The organism is Mycolicibacterium sp. XJ2546 (assembly GCF_053483195.1).
In genome coordinates, this window is the sequence record NZ_JBEFRW010000001.1 from 544,512 (window position 1) to 564,233 (window position 19,722).

The following is a 19,722-nucleotide window of genomic DNA, read 5'->3' on the forward strand; positions in this document are numbered from 1 at the left end:
AAATCACCGGTCGTAGCCGCGCACCAGGTACCAGCCCGCGGCCGCCGCGCCGCCGAGCGCCATCACCCGATCGGCTCGGTCGGCGCGCGGCAGGTCGAGCAGCGCCGCCAGGCCCAGTGCCGCGAACCCGGTACGCAACGCGGGCTGCCAGGTGCCCGTGGTCACCAGGGCACACGGGTAAGCGGGCGGGATTGCGGAGTCGTGATCAGCGAGCACCGGATACTCCTGAAGTCGATCGATCGGTCCAGCGCTCGACGCTAATTGCTGATGGGACGCAGGGAAATAGGGTGTTTCCCTATGCCTCGGCGCGCCCGACGTGGCGGCCCAGCTCGGCGCGCGATTTGATGCCCAGCTTGCGGTAGACGCGGGCCAGGTTCGCTTCGACGGTCTTGGGGCTGATGAACAGCGCGGCGGCCACGTCGCGGTTCTTCATCCCGGCGGCGGCCAACTCGGCGACCCGCTGTTCGGAGGGGGTGAGCTGACCGCTCTGGCGGGGGCCGACGCTGGCCCGCACCAACTCCGAGCGCGCCCGGTCCGCCCACAGCGGGACGTGCAATCGCTCGAAGATGTCGAAGGCTTCCCGCAGACGCGTCGACGCCGACTCTTTCCTGCGTTGCCTGCGTTCGATCTGGCCCAGCAGAAGCAGGGTGCGGGCGCGTTCGAACGGCATCGGCAACCGTTCGTGTGCGTTCATCGCGCGCAGCGCCGCCGCATGCGCGCCGTCGAGATCCCCACAAACCGCGAGCAGCATGCCCCGCGAGCGCGCGCCGACGGCAAGCATCCAGGGCCGGTCCAGCCGGTGCCCGTTGCGTTCGAGGGCATCGATCAACGGTGCGGCCTCCTCCGGGCGGCCCGACTGCACCAGCGCCTCGATGGCGTCGGGCAGGTACGCCGCATTGGGCAGCTCCGTCGGCGTCGAGGCCGGATCGAAAGCCGCCAGTAACGGCGCCACCGCCGCCAGCGCCGCGTCATGGTTGCCCAGCGACAGCTCCAGGAACGCCAGCGCGCCCAACACCCGCTCCGACAACCGGGAAGTCCCTGAGTGCCTAGCGCTTTCGAGCGCATCGGCGACGGCCCGACGGGCGTCGGTTTCGTGGCCTGCGTATGCCGCCAACTGCGCGCGCAGGCTCTGGGCCAGGAAGCGCGGCGTGTTCCCGCCGAGCTGACGGGCATATTCCAAGGTGTCCTCGGCGACCAAATTGGCGTTGACCAAGTCGCCGCGCCACAGCGAGTTCATCACCGCGTGCTGAGCGATGAAGATGTGTTCGCCTTCTTCACCTTTCTCCAGGCAGCGAGACCGGATCGCCTCGAGCTTCTGATCGGCGAGATCGAACTGGTTGGTCCATTGCAACAGCAGGGTGTGCTGGACGCTGGGCCGAAACACCAGCGGCGTCAACGCTTCGGTGTCCTCGAGTTCCAACGCCCGGCAGATGGATTGCTCGTCGAGTCCCCGGCCTGCCGTGAACAACAGGATCGAACGCATCCCCAGCGCGATGCTCAACAGGTGCGGTTGGCCCAGTCGCTCGGCATATGACACCGCCTCGTCGGCCGTGCGGACGCCCTCTTCGATGTGGTTGTTGTGAAAGAGACAGTACGCCAAGGTAACCAGCAGCTGCACCCGCAGCGGGCTGCCGTCGACGGCATGGTCGAGCGCCTCCCGTAGCAACGGTGCCGCCTCGAAGAAGCCCGCACTGTAGAGGCGCACCACGGCCAAGCGGCTCAACGTCTCTGCGCGCAGATCACCGGAGGGCAACCGGTCCACGGTCTCTTCGAGCACGGCCGCTGCCCGGCGGTGGTCGCCGGCGTCGAAATGGTGCAGTGCGCTGCGGAGCCGACGGTCGGGGGTGTCACCGCCGAGGCCGATCGCCAAATCCACCAGTTCGGCTGCGGCTGCGGGCGCTCCGCGTATCCGCGCGGATTCCGCCGCCGCATCCAGTGCGTCGAGGGTGACCTGGTCGCCGCTGGTCGCGGCCAGTGCCAGATGTCTGGCCCGCAGTTCGGGTTCGTCGACGATCTCGGCGAGCCGGCGGTGCATCTGGCGCCGGCGACCCGGGGCGGCCTGGCTGTACACCCCGCTGGCCAGCAGGGGGTGGGTGAAGTGAATTCGGTTGCCGTCGATGGCGATAATGCCTTTGTTCTCGGCGACTTCGAGCAGCTCGACCACCCGGTCGTCGTCGCTGACCGTCGCACTCGACACCGATTCGACGGTCGGGAACGCCATGCACGACGCCGCGAGCAGCGCGTCGTGCACGTCGGAATCGAGGGTGCCGATCCGGCTGCGCACGACGTCGGTCAGCGTGCGCGGCAGCGCGGTGCCGATGCTCGTCGGTCGGTCCCCGATCGCGCGGGCCAGTTCGATCGCATAGAACGGGTTGCCGCCCGACATCTGGTGGATTTGCCCGATTAGCGGGCGCGAGAACGGCTTTCGTAGCCGAGCCGTCACCGCCGTGTGGAGGTCCTGAACGCTCAACGGGTGCAGCCGGATGCGCTTGAGCGCCTCCGGCCGTGGCAACTGCAGCCATCCCGCGCCGGCACCGTCGCCCGAGTCGGTGCGCACGGTGGCCAGGATTCCCGCCGGACCCATGAGCCGGCGCGCCGCGAACGCGATGACGTGCATGCTGGACGGGTCCACCCACTGCAGGTCATCGATCGCCAGCAACACCGGGCCTTCGTCGCCGAGCCGTTCGATCACCGAAAGAAACGCCGCCGCCACCGCGCGCTGGTCGGTGACCGCGTCATTGTCTGCGCGCAGCAGCACCTGATCGACCGCGTGCAGCTGTGGGTCCGGCAGATCGGCCCAGGCGCCGGCGTCGACCTCGTCGAGCAGGTCGGCCAGCGCCGTGTACGCGAGCACCGACTCCGCTTCCGCCGCGCGTGCGGACAACACGCGAAAGCCCCGCGCCGGTGCCTGCTCCACCGCGGCCAACCAGAGCGTGGTCTTGCCGATGCCCGCCTCGCCCTCGATCAGCAAGGCCGAAGGGCCGACGGCGGTGGCCGCCAAGAACTCATCGATCGCACGCTTGTGCACAGGATGGATCCCCACATCGCCGGTGGCCATACCAAAAAGAATCTCAGCAAACCGCGAGGATCACCAATTGTTCGGTGCAACGTCATCGGCGGCGGCCATCACCCGGCCGAGCTCGGCGCGCGAGTGAATTCCCAGCTTGCGATATGCCCGCGCCAACGTGGCTTCGACGGTCTTGGCGCTCAGCGACAGCTCTCCGGCAACGGCGCGGTTCGTCATGCCGGAGGCGGCCAGCTCGGCCACCCGGCGCTCGACAGCCGTCAGGTCGCGGCGCTGCTGTGGCGCCTCGGCGCCGCCGGGTAACCGGGCCCGCGCGCGAGCCGCCCACAGCGGGGTGCCGAGCTGCTCGAAGGCGGTCAGCGCCTGGTGCAGTGACGCCGGCGCCTCCCGCTGCCGGGAACGCGCCTGAAGCGTGCCGAGCACGAGCTGCGTGCGGGCCCGCTCGAACGGCATCGCAAGCCGGTCGTGATGGTCGATCGCCTGATGTGCGGCGGCGACGGCGCCGGTCAGGTCACCTCGGGCGGCCAGCACCAGCGCCCGGCAGCGCCCACCCGTCGCCAGCATCCAGGAGCGGTCGAGCCGGTGTCCGTTGCGTTGCAGATCGTCGACGAGCGGTTCGGCCTCGGCCACCCGCCCCGTCGCGACGAGTGCCTCCACCGCGTCGGGCAGGTATGCCGCCGCCGACAACTCCGTGGAGTTCGGGGCGTGCCGCGCCATCAACGGCGCCAACGCGTTCACTGCGGCGTCGTGATTGCCCAGCGACAGCTCCAGCAAGCCCAGAGCGGTTCTGGCCTGGTCTTCGTGCCACGCGGTGCCGCTGAGCTTGCAGACGTCCATCGCGTCGGCGATGACGGGGCGGGCCTCGTCTTCGGCACCGTCATAGACGGCCAACCAGGCCTTGAGCAGCAGGCTCAGCATCGTGGGGAAGTCGCCGCCGAGTTGCCGGGCCAGCGCTGTGACTTCCTGGGCCAGCCGCTTGGCCTCGGTGAAGTCAGCGCGCCAGATCCGGTTCACCACGACGTAGAAGTTGACGAAGATCAGCTCGCCTTCCTCACCCCGGTCGATGCAGCGTCGCTCGACGGCCCGTAGTTGTTCATACGAGGAGTCCAGGTCGCCGCTGCAGGCCAGGATCAGCGCGTGTTCGACGCTGGGGCGAAGCATGGTCGGGGTGAAGGAGTCGTGGTCCTCGAGCTCGAGCGCGCGCTGCAGGCTGGCCTCGTCGATACCGCCGCCGCCGAAAAACTGCAGGGTGGCGCGCACGCCCAGGGCCTGGCTGAGCAGCGCGGGGTCGCCGAGCGGTTCGGCGTGTGACACGGCCTCTTGACCGAGCCGCCACGCGGCTTCGAACTGGCCGGTCATGTGCTGCGCGTATGCCAGCGCAATCAAGATGCTGACCCGAAGTGGACCGTCGGGTGAGTCTTCGTCCAGCGCGCGGGCCAGCAGATTGCGTCCCTCGACGTAGCCGTCGGCCATGAACCGCACGAACGCCAACGCGTGCCGGGCCTGCGCGCGTAGCGGTCCGGGTTCCATGTCCGCGATGGACTGCTCCAGCAGGGTGCGGGCTCGGACCGGGTCGCCGGCGTCGAAAGTGTGGGTGGCCAACAGCATTCGACGCTGCGGGGTGTCGCCACCGAGACCGATCGCGAGGTTGAGAAGGTCGGCTGCGGCCGCGGGCGCACCGCGGGCCTGTGCGGAGGCGGCGGCGTCGTCCAACGCCTGCAGTGTCTCGGCATCGCCATTGGTCGCCGCCAAGGCCAGGTGCCGGGCCCGCAGTTCGGGTTCGACGGCGACGTCGGCCAGGCGCCGGTGCATGGATCGGCGCCGCGCCGGTGAGGCGTCGGAGTAGACACCGGCGGCCAGCAGCGGGTGGGTGAACCGGATCCGGTGGCCCTCGATGGCGATGATGTCTTGCTGTTCGGCCGCCTCGAGCAGTTCGACCAACCGGTCGCGATCGGTGTCGGACGCGGCGAGCACCCGCTCGACGGTCGGCGTGGCCAGCGAAGCGACGGCCAGCAGCGTGTCGTGGGTTTCGGCGTCGAGGCCGCTGAGCCGAACGCGCACCAGCTCCGCCAACGTGTCAGGAAGCTCGGTGCCGGTGTTCTCGTCGATAGTGCGGGCCAATTCGATGGCGTAGAACGGGTTTCCACCCGAAACGTGATGTATACGCGTGAACGTCGATCGTGGCAGCGGTCGATCGACACTTTGTGACAGCACCTGATGAAGTGCGCGGGACGACAAGGGTCCCAACGTGATCCGACGGACTGCGTCGGGCCGGGGCAGCTGTAGCCACGATGCGGCGTCGCCGGCGTCGGGTTCGGTGCGGATCGTGGCGACAAGCCCCACCGGGCCGGTCAGCCGCCTTGCGGTGTAGGCGATCACGTACGCGCTGGAGGGGTCCAGCCACGGCAGGTCGTCGATGGCCAACAACAACGGGCCGTCCTCGCTCAACCTCTCGACGATCGACAGGAACGCCGCCGCGACCGCACGCTGATCGGTTGCCGCAGCGGAGCCTTTCGTTTCGGACAGGATGTGATCGACCGCGGCATGCTGCGGTCCCGGCAAGTAAGACCAGATCGCGGGATCCACGTCGGCGAGCAGGTCGGCCAGCGCGGTGTAGGCCAGCACCGACTCCGCTTCGGTCGCGTCGGTCGACATCACCCGGAACCCGCGGTGGCGCGCACTTTCGGCGGCTGCCAGCCACAACGTGGTCTTACCGATGCCCGCATCGCCCTCGATCAACAGCGCCGACGGCGTGCTGGACGCGGAATCCAGGAACTCCGCCACCGTCGCCTCTTCGGCGGGGCGGTGTGCCAGATACGCGGGCATACGGACGAACTCTCGGCGGTTACAGGTGTGCGTGTCGTTGTAGTGCTGCCTGAGCGTATCGGCGTTTCGTCCGTCGCGAACATCGAACCCCGCGGCGATATGGCCGTTGGTCACTTCACCAATGCCGAAAGCCTCCAGATTCGTGGTCCCAACCTGGCCTATCGTCGGTTGAAGCGATCGCACAAGGAGTAATCGATGTCTGAGTTTGCCTCCCGGCACGGCATCGTGGTGGGTGTCGACGGGTCACCCGCGGCGAAGGTCGCGGTGGACTGGGCGGCTCGGGAGGCGGCGCTGCGCAACGCCGTCCTGACCATCGTGCACGTCATGCCCGCGCTGACAGTGTGGCCTGAGTTGTCGATGTCACAGAAGATCGACCAGCTCTACAAGAAGCAGGCCGAAGCGTCGTTGCGCGACGCGCGCCAGGTGGCGCAGGAGGTGGAGGGCACACCGGGCCGCATCGAAACCCAACTGCTCGATGGTGCGGCGCTACCTGCGCTCGTCGAGCTCTCCGGCGAGGCTGAGCTTGTCGTGGTCGGGTGTCGCGGGCTCGGCTCGATCGCGCGACGGCTGCTCGGCTCGATCAGCAGAGGACTCGTCCAACGTGCGCACTGCCCCGTCGCGGTCATCCACGACGAGGATCCGCTGATGCCCTGCCCCGTCGCCGAGGCGCCCGTGGTCGTCGGCATCGACGGCTCTCCGGCCTCAGAGCTGGCCACCCAGGTCGCGTTTGAGGCCGCATCCCGCCGCGGGGTCGAACTCGTCGCGGTGCACGCCTGGATCGACGACGCGGGCATCGTGTTACCCGCCGACGAATGGTCGGCGAGGGGTGAGGAACTCGCCGAGCAGAAGTTGACAGAACAGCTGAGCCGTTGGCAGCAGCGCTATCCCCACGTGCCCGTACGCCGTGTCGTGGTTCGCGACCACCCGGCGCGGCAGCTGGTCAAGCAGGCCGATTCCGCGCAACTCGTGGTGGTGGGCAGCCGCGGCCGGGGCGGTTTCGCCGGGATGCTGCTGGGCTCTGTGGGAGCGGCGGTTGCCGAGGCTGCCCGCATGCCGGTAATCGTCGCCCGATCATCCTGACATCACGCCGAATCAGGCTCCGCTGTGGCGGAACTGGAGCACTTCGCGCAGCGAACGTCGGGGGGTTGGGGGCGGCACATCTTCAATCGAAGGTGCCAGCCCGACGCGGACGAGAACCTGCGGCGCGATGTCCTGACCGATCAGCTCGGCGAGCATCCGTCGGCTCTCGGGGTGCTCGATGATATGGGTCAACGTGCAGGTGGCCAAGCCGGCCATGGTGGCCTCGAGCAGCACGGCCGAGAGCCGCTCACCGCATCGCAGCACGCTGTCGTGGGATTCGTCGTACGTGGACAGCGCCAGGATCTTCGACTGGTCCCGCTCGACGTGTTCACGTCGGGCGCCATATTGTGTGACGGGGAACACCCGCGCAACGTCAACACGGTCCGCCTCGGACTCCGAAAGCAACGAGCTGCGCGGTATGCCCTCGGCGGCCTCGAACCCGGCTGTCCACCAATGCAACTCGGCGTGGTAGTGCGAGTCGTATCGACGCAGATCTTCGGTGAGCTTCGACGCCGTGGCCAGCTCTGGACGCAGATCGTCGGCGATCACGTCGAGACGCACCGCCGCGCAGTCCACGACGTGGCGCAGATGCGGCTCAAAGGTTTGCCAGTCAGGAGGTGCGGCGAACGGCAGGCGATCGGTGCGCCGCAACAGGATGGCGTTGGCGCGGCGGCGATGACCATCGGTCACGAAGTCCATCGGGCGGAATTCGATCGACGCCAGATGCAGACGGTTGGTCGCGTCGGGAAACCGGTGCACCGTGGTCGCCCACCCGGCCGCCGCCATCGCCGCATCGAGATGGTCGAGAACCACGCCGCAGCTCAGTAGCGTCTCGCGGCCCGACGTGTCGGTACCACGAACATTGCGCGTCACAGCGGCGAAAAGGTGAAGTCCGCTGTCGTCGGCCACCCATCGCCACGGCTGGCTGTTGTGCAACGACGGCGCGCGGCAGGCCAACTGCACGGCATTCGCGATTACGGCGGAATCCACCATGGTGTGCGTCATCTCAAGCCTCCACTGCGCTCCGGTTCCCAGTCTCGTCACGCGCGGGCACCGCGGATAGGGCCTTTGTGCCTCGGCGTGCAGGGACGGACGGCCACTGCGCGCCCGCGCGGGCGACCGGCAAGATGGGGGTATGGCTGCGACGACGCCCGGCAATCTGTCCGCAGAGGTGCATGAGACCCACACCGGGTTGGTGATGTTGCTCGGCGAGTTTGCCTACAAGGCGAAAAAGGCCGTCGTCACCGATTTCCTCGACTTCAGCACGCCGCAGCGTCGCGAGGCGGCCTGCGTGCACGAGATCGAGCTCAACAGCCGGCTCGCACCCGACAGCTACCTCGGGTTGGCCCATTTCAGCGGCGTCCACGGCGAGCCGCCCGAACCGGTGATCGTGATGCGCCGCTATCCGGACGCCTACCGACTGACATCCCTGGTCAAACGGGGCAGCCCGGTAAAAGCGCACCTGACGTCGATCGCCGAGACGTTGGCGTCATTTCACGCCCGCGCAGCCCGCGGCGAATCGATCGACGCGTGCGCGACGGCCGACGCCGTCGCCGCGCGCTGGCGCGACAACATCGACGAGCTATACCGCCAGGCGGTACTGGACCGCGAAACCATCGACGAAGTGTGGCGCCTTGCCGCGCAGTTCATCTCGGGCCGCGCAGCGTTGTTCGCCCAGCGCATCGCCGAACGCCGCATCCTCGACGGGCATGCCGACCTGATCGCCGATGACTGTTTCTGCATGCCCGAAGGGCCGGTGCTGCTCGACTGCCTCGAGTTCGACGACAAGTTGCGCTATGTCGACGGCCTCGACGACGCCACTTTTCTGGCGATGGACCTCGAATTCCTCGGCCGAAAGGACTTGACGGAGTACCTTTTGGCGCAGTACAGCCGCGCCGCCAGTGAAACCGCGCCGAGACCGCTGGCCGACTTCTACGTCGCCTACCGCGCGGTGGTGCGCGGCAAGGTCGACTGCGTACGGGTGGCACAGGGCCACGCCGATGCCGCGGCCGACGCTCAGCGCCATATGGACATCGCTCTGGACCATCTGCGGGCCGCTACGGTGCGGCTGGTCATCATCGGCGGCGGTCCCGGAACGGGGAAGACCACGCTGTCGCGTGCGCTTGCAGAACGGATTGGCGCACAGGTGATCTCGACCGACGATGTGCGCCGCGAACTGCAAGCCGACGGGGTCATCACCGGAAAGGCCGGCGAGGCCGGAGCCGGGCTGTACTGCCCGCAGAACGTCGCCGCCGTCTACGACGCCGTGCTGCAGCGCGCGCGGAAGTGCCTTCAAGGCGGTCGATCGGTGATCCTCGACGCGACATGGCGCGATGCGCACCACCGCGAACGCGCCCGCACGCTGGCGGCCGAATCCCATGCGCCGTTTGTGGAACTGTGTTGCAGCCTGCCGTTGCCGACCGCCTCGGCCAGGATCGAGAACCGTGGCGCGACAAGCTCGGACGCCACCCCCGAGATCGCTGCCAAGCTGGCAAGTTCGGTCGACGACTGGCCGGACGCGCACCGCGTCGACACCGGCCGCCCGCTGGCCGAGTCCGTCGCCGACGCCACCAGTATCGTGTACGCGGCGGTGGCCACCGGGTAGGGACCTTGGTCCCTCGGTTCGGTGGCCTTTGGCCGGCGACCACACCCGTCTTCGTACGTAGCGTCGCCACCATGACCTATGTGATCAGTGCGGCGTGTGTGGACGTGATGCACAAAGCCTGCGTCCAGGAGTGTCCGGCGGATTGCATCTACGAGGGCGCCAGGGTCCTCTACATCAACCCGGACGAATGTGTGGACTGCGGTGCCTGCAGGCTGGCGTGCGAAGCGGACGCGATCTACTACGAGACCGATCTGCCGGAGGATCAGCTCCAGCATCTGGCTGACAACGCCGCGTTCTTCAACGAAACGCTGCCCGGGCGAGACGGACCGCTCGGGGCACCGGGCGGGGCCGCCGCATTGGGCCCCGTCGGTGTGGACACACCGCTGATCGCCGCGATGCCCAGCACGCCGCGGCGAACTGTCAGGGGTTAGCGTTGTGGCACACCAGCACCGGAACCGGGCTGTGGTGCAGCATGTTCAGGCTCGTCGAGCCCAATAGCGCGCCGGCCAGGAGCCCGCGGCCCCGGCTGCCGACGACCACCAACTGTGCGTCGGCGGCGTAGTTCAGCAGCGCGGAACCGGCCCCGGCCGCGTCGACGAAATATCTGACCTCGACGGAGGGGTACTTCTCGCTCCACGGCTCCACCGCGCCCATCACGTACTGCCATTGCGCCGCCTCGACGGCACCCCAGTCGATCAGCGCAGGGATCTCGATCCCGCCGAGGATGCGGCGCCCCGGCCAGGCGTTGATGGCGTGCACGGGTACGCCGAACCGGTCGGCGAATTCGAACGCGGCCCGAAACGCGGCGGCACCGGTGCGTTCGGGTTCAACGCCCAGCACGACGGGCTGATCCGTCGGCGCGGTGATCTCGCCACGCCAGGTGACAACGGGACACGACGAATGTGTGGTCACCGCAACGGTTGTCGAACCGAGGAGCAGGGCAGCGCTGGGAGAGATCTCTTTGCTTCCGAGGACGACGAGGCGGGCCTGTTTGCTCAGGTCGGTCAACACCTTCGACGCCGATTCATCGAATCGGTCGGCCGTGACGGTGAGCTTGGCGAACCGTGTGCGCACCGCCTCCTCGACTGACTTGAGGATCGCGTCGGCCGACCTTTGTTGTTCGGCCATCAGCGATGCGCGTACGGCCGCAGCAGCATCGGAGAAAAGACGCCCGGTGTCCGGTGTGGCGTGCACGATGTGCAGCGGCGCTTCGAACTTCTCGGCCACGGCCGCCGCCCAGACCGCGGCTTTTGTCGCCTCGTTCGAACCGTCGACGCCGACGACGACCGGGCCTGTGCTGTCGGGTTTCGGGGCCATCGGTTATCGACCGCGGACGACGATGACCGGAACCTTGGCTCCTTGGGCAACCTTTGAGGCGACCGAACCCAACAGCATGCCCTTGAAGCCGCCGCGACCGCGACTGCCGACCACGACAAGCTGTGCTTGATTGGACTCGTCGAGCAACCACCGCGCCGGGTGGTCAGCAACGAGGCGGCGGCGCACCTGCACATCGGGATACTGCTCCTGCCAACCCGCTAGACGCTCGGCGAGCACCTTGTGGCCTTCTTCTTCGTATTTCTGCCAGTCCATTCCGACGATCGGAAAGATCCGGTTGTCGCTCCATGCGTGCAGGGCCACCAACTCCACGCCGCGACGTGACGCCTCGTCGAACGCCAGGGCAGCGGCACCGTCTGAGGCCGGTGAGTCGTCGATACCGAGCAGGACAGGGGCCGCGGGGTCGGGGGTTTGGGCTTCGTCGGGGACGATCGCGACCGGGCACCGCGCGTAGTTGAGCAGACCGTTGCTGACCGAGCCAAGCAGCGTGCGCCCGAGCGCACCCATGCCGCGGGTGCCCGCGACGACCAACCACGCGTCACCGCTCGCCGTGATCAGCGTCGACGCGATCGGTCCGTGCTCGATCGCGGTGCGCACCGGCGGTGCTTCGGCGGTGCCGACGCATTCCGAGAAGATCTTCTGCGCTTGCTCGATGACCTGTGTGCCGTTTTCTTCCTGGTACTCGTCGAAACTCGACTGCAGGTACGTGACGGGCCACGTCACCTCGACGGGCGCGATGACGTGCATCAACGTGACCTGCGTCCCCCGGGTGGCGGCTTCGCGGGCCGCCCACCGGATGGCAGCCTGTGATTCCGGTGATCCGTCGACGGCGACCAGAATTCCGTACTTGGTGGTGGGCTCCGACATGCCGTTACCTTTCGACTCGGTCTCGCATCCCCACCAACCCTATGCGGGTGGGCGCGGATTGTGCAGGGCCGTTGGTCCCATGCCGACAGCTACCGGTCGCCGTCCTTGACTTTGGCCATCGCCAGCACATCGAGGCGCTTGTCGAGCTCCTCCATGGAGAGCTTGTCGCCGATCAGACCACGGTCGATGACCGTCTGCCGAATCGTTTTCTTCTCCTTGAGCGCCTGCTTGGCGACCGCGGCGGCCTCTTCGTAGCCGATCGCGGAGTTCAGCGGTGTCACGATCGACGGCGATGACTCGGCGAGCTCGCGCAGCCGGTCCTCGTTGGCGACCAGGCCGTCGATACACCTCTCGGCGAACAGCTTTGAGGAGTTCGTCAGGATTTTGAACGACTCGAGCAGGTTGCGCGCCATCATCGGGATGTAGACGTTGAGTTCGAACGCGCCGGACGCGCCGCCGAACGCGACCGCGGCGTCGTTGCCGATGACCTGTGCGGCCACCTGGGTGACGGCCTCGGGGATGACGGGGTTGACCTTGCCCGGCATGATCGAGCTTCCCGGCTGCAGATCCGGAAGCTGGATCTCGCCGAGGCCGGTCAGCGGTCCCGAGCCCATCCACCGGATGTCGTTGGCGATCTTGGTCAGCGAGACCGCGATGGTGCGCAGCGCGCCGGAGGCCTCGACCAGCCCGTCGCGTGCTGCCTGAGCCTCGAAATGGTCGGCGGCCACCCGTAGTTCGGCCAGCCCGGTCTGCTGGGTCAGCACCGCGACGACGCGCTCGTCGAAGTCGTCGGGTGCGTTGAGCCCGGTGCCGACCGCGGTGCCGCCGATGGCCAGTTCACCCAGCCGAGGCAGGGTGGCCTTGACTCGTTCGATGCCCGCCTCGATCTGTCGCGCATATCCGCCGAACTCCTGGCCCAGCGTCACCGGAACGGCGTCCATCAAGTGGGTGCGACCGGACTTCACCACGGTGCGCCACTGCCGCGCCTTGCCGGCCAGCGATTCGTGCAGCACTTCTAGCGCCGGGATCAGGTGGCGCACAGCGGCTTCCGTCGCAGCGATGTGGGTCGCGGTGGGGAAGGTGTCGTTGGACGACTGCGACATGTTGACGTCGTCGTTGGGGTGAACCGTCACGCCGTTTTGGCCGGCGATGCTGGCAATCACCTCGTTGGTGTTCATGTTCGAGCTTGTGCCCGAACCGGTTTGGAACACGTCGATGGGGAATTGGTCGTCGTGCTGGCCGTCGGCGATCTCGTTGGCCGCGGCGATGATCGCGTCGGCCTTGTCGGCCGCCAGCAGCCCCAGGTCCTTGTTCACCTGCGCGCACGCGCCCTTGAGCAGGCCGAGCGCCCGGATCTGGGTGCGCTCCAGGCCGCGGCCCGAGATCGGGAAGTTCTGCACCGCGCGCTGCGTCTGGGCGCGCCACAGCGCCTCGACGGGCACCCGGACCTCGCCCATGGTGTCGTGTTCAATGCGGTAGTTCACGTCGTTCTCGACGCTCATGTGTTGTTCCTCGCTCGTTGTTGTTATGGCAGCGGTCGGATGGCGCTGGAATCGCCGGTGAAGTTGATGGCGGAGTACTCGTTGAGCTTGGAGAGCCGGTGGTAGGCCTCCACCATGCGGACCGTGCCGGACTTGGACCGCATCACGATCGACTGCGTGGTGCAGCCGCCGCTGTAGAAGTGCACGCCCTTGAGCAGATCGCCGTCGGTCACGCCGGTTGCGGCGAAGAAGATGTTGTCGCCTGACACCAGGTCCTCGCTGGTCAGCACCTGGTCGAGGTCGTAACCGCGGTCGAGGGCCTTCTGGCGTTCCTCGTCGTCGCGGGGCGCCAGCCGGCCCTGGATCGCACCGCCCATGCAGCGGATCGCCGCCGCGGCGATGATGCCCTCGGGGGTGCCGCCGATCCCGACCAGCATGTCGGTGGGGGTGTTGGGCCGGCACGCCGAGATGGCTCCGGCGACGTCGCCGTCGGTGATCAACCGGCACCTGGCGCCGGCCTCGCGCACGTCGGCGATCAGCTGCTGGTGGCGCGGCCGGTCCAGAATGCACACCGTGAGGTCGGACACCGACACGCTCTTGGCCTTCGCGACCCGGCGGATGTTCTCGCCGATCGGGGCGGTGATGTCGATGACGTCGACCGACTCCGGGCCGACGGCGATCTTGTCCATATAGAACACCGCCGACGGGTCGAACATCGTGCCCCGCTCGGAGACCGCCAACACCGAGATCGCGTTGGCCAGCCCCTTGCTCATCAGCGTGGTGCCGTCGATGGGGTCGACGGCAAAGTCGCATTCCGGGCCGTCGCCGTTGCCGACCTCTTCGCCGTTGTAGAGCATCGGGGCGTTGTCCTTCTCACCCTCACCGATCACCACGATCCCGCGCATCGACACCGAGTTGACCAGTTCACGCATGGCGTCGACGGCGGCGCCGTCGCCGCCCTCCTTGTCACCACGGCCGACCCAGCGGCCGGCCGCCATCGCGCCTGCCTCGGTCACTCGCACGAGCTCAAGGGCAAGGTTTCGGTCCGGGGCTTCTCCACGAGCGGGCGTCATGGGCCAGATTGTCCCATTATCGGCGCGCCCTGGGGCAGCTGGGATACTGGCGGCTATGAGCACGCAGCCACCACCGGCCCCCAAGCCGCAGAAGCCCCGGCTTCTGCAGGACGGTCGCGACATGTTCTGGTCGATGGCCCCGCTGGTGCTGGCCTGCATCGTGCTGGCCGGGTTGCTGGGGATGTGCTCGTTTCAGGCCGGCGGGCCCGGCACCGGACCCGCCCCGTCCTATGACGCCCCCGCGGCCCTGCAGGCCGACGCCGACGCGCTGCACATCCCGATCCGGCTGCCGCAGCTACCGCAGGGTTGGCAGTCGAACTCCGGTAGCCGCAAGGGCATCGAAGCCGGCCGCACCGACCCGGTGACCGCTCAGCCCGCACGCGCCGTCAGCTCGGTCGTCGGCTATCTGGCGCCCAGCGGTATGTACCTCAGCCTCACGCAGAGCAATGCCGACGAGGCCAAACTGGTCACCTCGATCAACACCGACGCCCACCCGACCGGTGTCGAGGATGTCAACGGCGTCACCTGGGTGGTCTACCAGGGCGGCGACGGGGAGAATCAGCCCGCCGAACCGGTGTGGACCACGCGGCTGTCTGGTCCGACCGGACCGGCCCAGATCGCGATAACTGGCGCAGGCAGCGAAGACGAGTTCCGTACGCTGGCCGCGGCGACACAGACCGCCGCGCCACTGCCCGGCAAGTGACGGATGGGAAGCCATGACAGCCGACGCCGCTCCTGAAGCCGATCTGGCGGGCTGGGTCGCCGCCCCGTTCTCCGCGGCGGGATTCACCTACGATGTCTACCGCAAGGGCGACGGCCCCGGTGTGCTGCTGATCCCCGAGATGCCCGGACTGCACCCGGGCGTGCTGGCATTGGGAAACCACCTGGTGGACAACGGTTTCACCGTCGCCGCGCCGTCACTATTCGGTACCCCGGGCGCGGCGGCCGTGCGGCCCGGCATGGTGGGTGTGCTGGCGCGCGGATGCGTGGCGCGGGAGTTCGCCGCCTTCGCCACCAACGCCGACCGGCCGGTGGCCCACTACCTTCGTGCGCTGGCCCGCGACCTCAACGAGAAGACGCCGGGCAAGGGTGTCGGCGTGATCGGGCAGTGCTTCACCGGTGGCTTCGCGCTGGCGGCGGCGGTCGAATACAGCGTGCTGGCCCCAGTGCTGAGCCAGCCGTCGCTGCCGCTGCCGCTGACCCCGAAGCAGCGCCGCGACCCGGGCCTGTCGGAGGCCGAGCTGCGCATCGTCGAACAGCGCGCCGCGACCGAGGGGCTGTGCGCGATGGGATTGCGGTTCAGCGAGGACCCGCTGGCGCCTGCGGAGCGGTTCAAGACGCTCAAAGCTCGGCTGGGCGATGCGTTCGAGGTCATCGAGATCGACTCGAAGAAGGGCAACGAACACGGGTTCGCGAAGATGGCGCACTCGGTGCTCACCGAAGAGGTGCGCGAGGTCGACGGGCACCCGGCCTACGAGGCCCGCAAGCGTGTCGTCGAGTTTCTCACCCGGCGGTTGACTTAGCCGGTTTGCTATCCCGTTTGAGACGCTCCGCGAGCCGGCTGAACAGTTTGGGCGGGCGCGGCTTCTCGTCGTCGTCGTGTTGGGTGATCGGCACGCCTTTGTAGACCGACAGATAGACGCTGATGGTGGTGACGATGATGATCATCAGCACCGGTCCGATGACGATGCCCCAAAACCCCCACAGCGCGATCCCGGAGAACACCGCCAGCAGCATCAGCGCGGGGTCGAGCCGGGCTTCTTTGGGCACCAGGATCGGGCGCAGGAAGTTGTCGATGTTGGTGACCACCACCAGGTGAAAGATCACCACGAACGCCCCGCCGATGATGTTGCCGAAGAACATCATCCCGATCCCGAACGGGATGGTCACGATGCCGCCGCCGAGCGGGATGACCGAAAGCGCGGTCAACAGGATCGCGAAGATGAAGAAGCCGTCGTGAAAACCGGCGATGTAGATCGACGCCGCCCCGGAGACCCCCTGACACAACGCGATCACGAACTGGCCCTTGACCGTTCCGCGCACCATGGCGCCCGTCTTGGCCAGGTACAGATCGGTGATCTCCTCACCTAGCGGGTTGAGTTGGGCGATCAGCCTGCGGATCTTCTCGCGGTTCACCAGCAGCGAGATGAACACGTATAGGAAGATGATCGCCGCCGCGATCGCGGCGACCATGCTGCCCGCCGCGCCCTGCAGCACCTGCAGCAGCCATTCACCGACCCGTTGGGCGACCGTGACAACCGCCTGGCGCAGCGAGTCGGGGGTCACGTTGACGTCGAGAAACGGTACCTTGTCGAACAATTCGTTGATCAACTGCAGGCTGCGGTCACCCAGCGTGGACATGTCGGTCTGCGCCACCCAGCCGCTGACCGCGTTGACCATGTGGGAGATCTGCACGATCGCCAGGAACACGATCCCGGCCAGCGGGATGGCGACGATCAGCAGCGCCGCAATCAATGTGAGCGTCGCCGACATCCCGACGCTGAGCCGTCGCTGCAGCCGCTCGTAAAGCGGGGTGAACAGGTAGGCGAACACTGCCGCCACGACGATCAGCACGAAGAAGCCACGCAGGAAATAGACCCCGACCAGTAACGCGATCACGGTGACCACGGCTAGGGCCCGTTTCTGGGTGGTGCTGAATTCGTCGGTCGTCATCGGCGTGCTCAGACTACGGGCACGTCGACGGGATTGGCGGGGAACAGCAACCGGCCCAGTTCGCGCAGCAGGGCGTGCGCCGTGGGTTCACCGTCGAGTTGCTTATCGGTGTTGAGCGCCAACACGATCGTGGTATCCAGCCCGGGGTGGTAGACGGCGGCGGTCTGGAAGCCGAAGATCTCGCCGGTGTGCCCGAGCCAGCCGCCGAAGTCGGCCATGCCGAATACGTAGTGCCAGCTGTCGTTGTTGGCGCCGACGCGCTGCCAGGCCAGCCGCTCGGCGTGTAGTTGCGGGGTCAGCAACACCCCAGTGCCGAGCAGGCGCAGCCATTTCGTCAAGTCGTCTGCGGTGGAGATCATTTGCCCGGCGGCGTTGCCGTAGCTGGGGCTCCAGAAGGTGGCGTCGGTCATCGGCCGGCCGGCCAACTCGTCGGTGTAGCCGAACGTGTGGTTCTCGCTGAAGTGGTTGCCGGCCGGATAGCTGGTGTGGCCCAGACCGTGCGGCGTCAGAATCCTCTCGTCGAGCACATGGGCGAACGGTTTACCCGTCAGACTCTCGACCACCAGCCCGAGCAACACCGTGTTGGCGTTGGAGTAGGACCAGTCGCTGCCTGGGGCGAACTGCGGTCCCAGCGCATAGGAGGCGGCCAGCAGTTCCTCGGCGCTCCACCGGCGATGCGGATCGGCCAGCAGTGCTTGGTAGAACTCGTCGTTGGCCAGATAGTCGGCCAGACCCGAGGTCATGTCGCCGAGCATCCGGATCGTGATGCGGTCGCCGCCGGGCACGCCGGGGACGTAGCGTTCGACCGGGTCGTCGAGCGACAACATCCCGTCGGCTGCCAACTGCAGCACCACGGTGGTGGTGAAGGTCTTCGTGACGCTGCCGATTCGGTGCTGCAGATCGATCGACATCGGTGTCGCGGTCGCGGTGTTGGCCAAACCCTTTGCCGTCGACCAGGTCCCGTTCGGGGTGCTGATCTGCAGCAGCGCACCGGGTGTGCGGTCGTTGGCGACGTAGTCGTCGAGCAGCTGCTCGGCGGCCCCGGTGTCAAGCGGTAGTGGTTGCGGCTGCGCCTGTGCCGGTGGTGTGAGCGCGACGGTGGCCAACACGGTGGCCACCGCAACCACCACCGCCCGTTTCGAGAAGCGACCCATGGGGCGATCTTGTCATGTTCCGGTGCGTTGTCGGGCGCGCTGCGAGGCGATGAACCGCATCGACATCCGGTTCATCAGCGAAGGCGCCAACCGCGCGAACAGCCATTGCGCATGCGCGATACGGGGTTTGACCAACAGCGGCTTGTTGTTCTGCACGGCGCGCAGGATGTCGCGGGCCAACCGATCGGCGTCATACGGCTTGCCGCCCTGAGCCTGCAGGAAGTAGTCGCGGCCGACGAAACCGCCGATCGCGCCCTTGTCGAGGATCGGGGTCTCGACCGCGGCCGGGCAGACGGCGAGGACGCCGACCCCACGCGCGGCCGCCTCGCTGCGCAGCGCCAGCGACAACCCCACCACCGCGTGTTTGGTCATCACGTAACTGGTGACCTGTCCGGCCGCGGTCAATCCGGCCATCGACGCGGTGTTGACGATGTGGCCGTGGCCTTGGCGCACCATCAGCGGGTACGCGGCCGCGACCCCGTGCACCACACCGCGGATGTTGACGTCGATGATGGCGTTCCACTGCGCAAGCGTCAGCAGTTCGCTGTCACCGCCCCACACGATTCCGGCGTTGTTGAACATCAGGTCCAGCCGGCCGGCCCGGTCGACGACGTGGTCGACGGCGGCCTGCACCGCCGCTGCGTCGGTGACATCGAGACGCGACGCACGTGCCCGCGGCCCAAGGGCCGCGGCGGTGCGTTCGGCCGCGTCAGCGTCGACGTCTGTGCACAACACGTCGGCGCCGGCGTTGGTCAACGCGCGGCACAGCGCCGCGCCGATACCCGATCCCGCTCCGGTGACGATCGCCTGTTTGCCGTCGAATGTCATTGCGCGGCAAGCTTCATCACGTGGGCCATCACATCCGGGTACCGCTTCATGTGCGCGCCGCCGTTGAGGTCGAGCACCTCGCCGGTGAGCCAGGACGACGCCGGTGAGCAGAGATAGCGCACCGCTTCGGCGATATCTTCGGGCGTGCCTGCGCGCCCGAGCGCGGTGTTCTCCACGTATTCCTCGACGACGCCGGGCACGGCAGCGGCGGGCGCCGTCAGCGGGGTGTGCACGAAACCGGGCGCCACCGCGTTGACCCGGATGCCGCGCGGGCCGAGTTCGAGCGCCGCGACCTGGGTGAGCATCGACAGCCCGGCCTTGGCCGCGCAGTAGGCGCTCATCCCGGCGGCGGGCTGACGTCCGTTCAGCGAGCTGATCGACACCAGCACACCGCCTTCGCGCAACGTGCGCCCGGCGTGTTTGGCGACGATGAACCCGCCGTTGAGGCAGACGTCGATGACGGCGCGGAAGTCCTCGACGGCCATGTCGGTGATCATCCCTACGTTGGAAAAGCCCGCGCAGTTGACGACGACGTCGAGCGGGCCGGTCTGTTCGAACAACGACTGCACGGATGCTTCGTCGGTGACCTCGACGTGGGCGGCGGTGTGCGGATCACCGAGTTCGGCGGCCCGCTCCCAGGCGCCGTCGATGTTGCGGTCGGCAAGGGTGACGTGACAGCCGTCGGCGGCCAGCGCGCGCGCCGACGCCCAGCCGATCCCGGACGCTGCGCCGATCACTAACGCTTTCCTGGCGGTGTGCTGGTCTGTCATGTGCC

General features: G+C 67.7%; 17 protein-coding genes. 5 read left to right on the forward strand and 12 right to left on the reverse strand.

What is annotated here, in order from left to right; genetic code table 11:
• Positions 1–3: 3 nt before the first annotated feature.
• The 3 genes from ABQE44_RS02690 to ABQE44_RS02700 all read right to left on the reverse strand — a co-directional run bounded on the left by ABQE44_RS02690 (position 4) and on the right by ABQE44_RS02700 (position 5,851).
• Positions 4–216, reverse strand: coding sequence for a hypothetical protein (locus ABQE44_RS02690; protein ID WP_448393271.1), 213 nt, complete (start codon positions 214–216; stop codon positions 4–6).
• Positions 217–295: 79 nt separating this feature from the next.
• Positions 296–3,058, reverse strand: coding sequence for an ATP-binding protein (locus ABQE44_RS02695; protein ID WP_448428123.1), 2,763 nt, complete (start codon positions 3,056–3,058; stop codon positions 296–298).
• 30 nt (positions 3,059–3,088) lie between these two features.
• The gene (locus ABQE44_RS02700; RefSeq protein WP_448428125.1) at positions 3,089–5,851 is read right to left on the reverse strand and encodes an AAA family ATPase; all 2,763 of its coding nucleotides are present in this window, start codon (positions 5,849–5,851) and stop codon (positions 3,089–3,091) included.
• Positions 5,852–6,046: 195 nt separating this feature from the next.
• Here ABQE44_RS02700 and ABQE44_RS02705 point away from each other — a divergent pair, with 195 nt between their 5' ends.
• A complete protein-coding gene (locus ABQE44_RS02705) occupies positions 6,047–6,931 on the forward strand; it encodes a universal stress protein (RefSeq protein WP_448393274.1) in 885 nt (294 codons plus the stop codon).
• A 12-nt stretch (positions 6,932–6,943) separates the two neighbouring features.
• Here ABQE44_RS02705 and ABQE44_RS02710 read toward each other — a convergent pair whose 3' ends face one another.
• Positions 6,944–7,936, reverse strand: a complete 993-nt coding sequence (locus ABQE44_RS02710) for an Acg family FMN-binding oxidoreductase (protein WP_448428127.1) — start codon at positions 7,934–7,936, stop codon at positions 6,944–6,946.
• A gap of 130 nt (positions 7,937–8,066) precedes the next feature.
• Between ABQE44_RS02710 and ABQE44_RS02715 the strand changes: the two genes are divergently transcribed.
• Both ABQE44_RS02715 and fdxA read left to right on the forward strand, forming a co-directional pair.
• A complete protein-coding gene (locus ABQE44_RS02715; protein ID WP_448428129.1) occupies positions 8,067–9,536 on the forward strand; it encodes a bifunctional aminoglycoside phosphotransferase/ATP-binding protein in 1,470 nt (489 codons plus the stop codon).
• Positions 9,537–9,607: 71 nt separating this feature from the next.
• Positions 9,608–9,967, forward strand: coding sequence for a ferredoxin (gene fdxA / locus ABQE44_RS02720; RefSeq protein ID WP_448393277.1), 360 nt, complete (start codon positions 9,608–9,610; stop codon positions 9,965–9,967).
• Here the strand turns inward: fdxA and ABQE44_RS02725 are convergent.
• The 4 genes from ABQE44_RS02725 to glpX all read right to left on the reverse strand — a co-directional run bounded on the left by ABQE44_RS02725 (position 9,957) and on the right by glpX (position 14,292).
• Positions 9,957–10,853 (reverse strand): universal stress protein, encoded by an 897-nt coding sequence (locus ABQE44_RS02725; protein WP_448428131.1) that lies wholly within the window; start codon positions 10,851–10,853, stop codon positions 9,957–9,959. The two genes, fdxA and ABQE44_RS02725, sit on opposite strands and share 11 nt — an antisense overlap.
• 3 nt (positions 10,854–10,856) lie before the next feature.
• A complete protein-coding gene (locus ABQE44_RS02730; RefSeq protein WP_448393279.1) occupies positions 10,857–11,738 on the reverse strand; it encodes a universal stress protein in 882 nt (293 codons plus the stop codon).
• Positions 11,739–11,827: 89 nt separating this feature from the next.
• Positions 11,828–13,240, reverse strand: a complete 1,413-nt coding sequence (locus ABQE44_RS02735; protein ID WP_448393280.1) for a class II fumarate hydratase — start codon at positions 13,238–13,240, stop codon at positions 11,828–11,830.
• 23 nt (positions 13,241–13,263) lie between these two features.
• Complete coding sequence (gene glpX, locus ABQE44_RS02740) at positions 13,264–14,292, reverse strand: class II fructose-bisphosphatase (RefSeq protein WP_448393281.1); 1,029 nt, start codon at positions 14,290–14,292, stop codon at positions 13,264–13,266.
• 55 nt (positions 14,293–14,347) lie between these two features.
• On the opposite strand from glpX, the gene ABQE44_RS02745 reads away from it, so the two are divergent.
• Together ABQE44_RS02745 and ABQE44_RS02750 are read left to right on the forward strand one after the other, a co-directional pair.
• Positions 14,348–14,995 (forward strand): DUF4245 domain-containing protein, encoded by a 648-nt coding sequence (locus tag ABQE44_RS02745; protein ID WP_448428133.1) that lies wholly within the window; start codon positions 14,348–14,350, stop codon positions 14,993–14,995.
• 13 nt (positions 14,996–15,008) lie between these two features.
• Positions 15,009–15,815 (forward strand): dienelactone hydrolase family protein, encoded by an 807-nt coding sequence (locus tag ABQE44_RS02750; protein ID WP_448428135.1) that lies wholly within the window; start codon positions 15,009–15,011, stop codon positions 15,813–15,815.
• On the opposite strand, the gene ABQE44_RS02755 is transcribed toward ABQE44_RS02750, so the two are convergent.
• From ABQE44_RS02755 to ABQE44_RS02770, 4 genes are read right to left on the reverse strand one after another with little or no spacing between them, the layout of a single operon-like run.
• The gene (locus ABQE44_RS02755) at positions 15,796–16,965 is read right to left on the reverse strand and encodes an AI-2E family transporter (protein WP_448428137.1); all 1,170 of its coding nucleotides are present in this window, start codon (positions 16,963–16,965) and stop codon (positions 15,796–15,798) included. The genes ABQE44_RS02750 and ABQE44_RS02755 overlap by 20 nt on opposite strands.
• 8 nt (positions 16,966–16,973) lie before the next feature.
• Positions 16,974–18,119, reverse strand: a complete 1,146-nt coding sequence (locus ABQE44_RS02760) for a serine hydrolase domain-containing protein (RefSeq protein WP_448428139.1) — start codon at positions 18,117–18,119, stop codon at positions 16,974–16,976.
• Positions 18,120–18,131: 12 nt separating this feature from the next.
• Positions 18,132–18,947, reverse strand: a complete 816-nt coding sequence (locus ABQE44_RS02765) for an SDR family NAD(P)-dependent oxidoreductase (protein WP_448428141.1) — start codon at positions 18,945–18,947, stop codon at positions 18,132–18,134.
• On the reverse strand, positions 18,944–19,717 hold the full coding sequence (locus ABQE44_RS02770) for an SDR family NAD(P)-dependent oxidoreductase (RefSeq protein ID WP_448428143.1): 774 nt from the start codon (positions 19,715–19,717) through the stop codon (positions 18,944–18,946). The genes ABQE44_RS02765 and ABQE44_RS02770 overlap by 4 nt, the downstream gene beginning before the upstream one ends.
• Between the last annotated feature and the right edge of the window lie 5 nt (positions 19,718–19,722).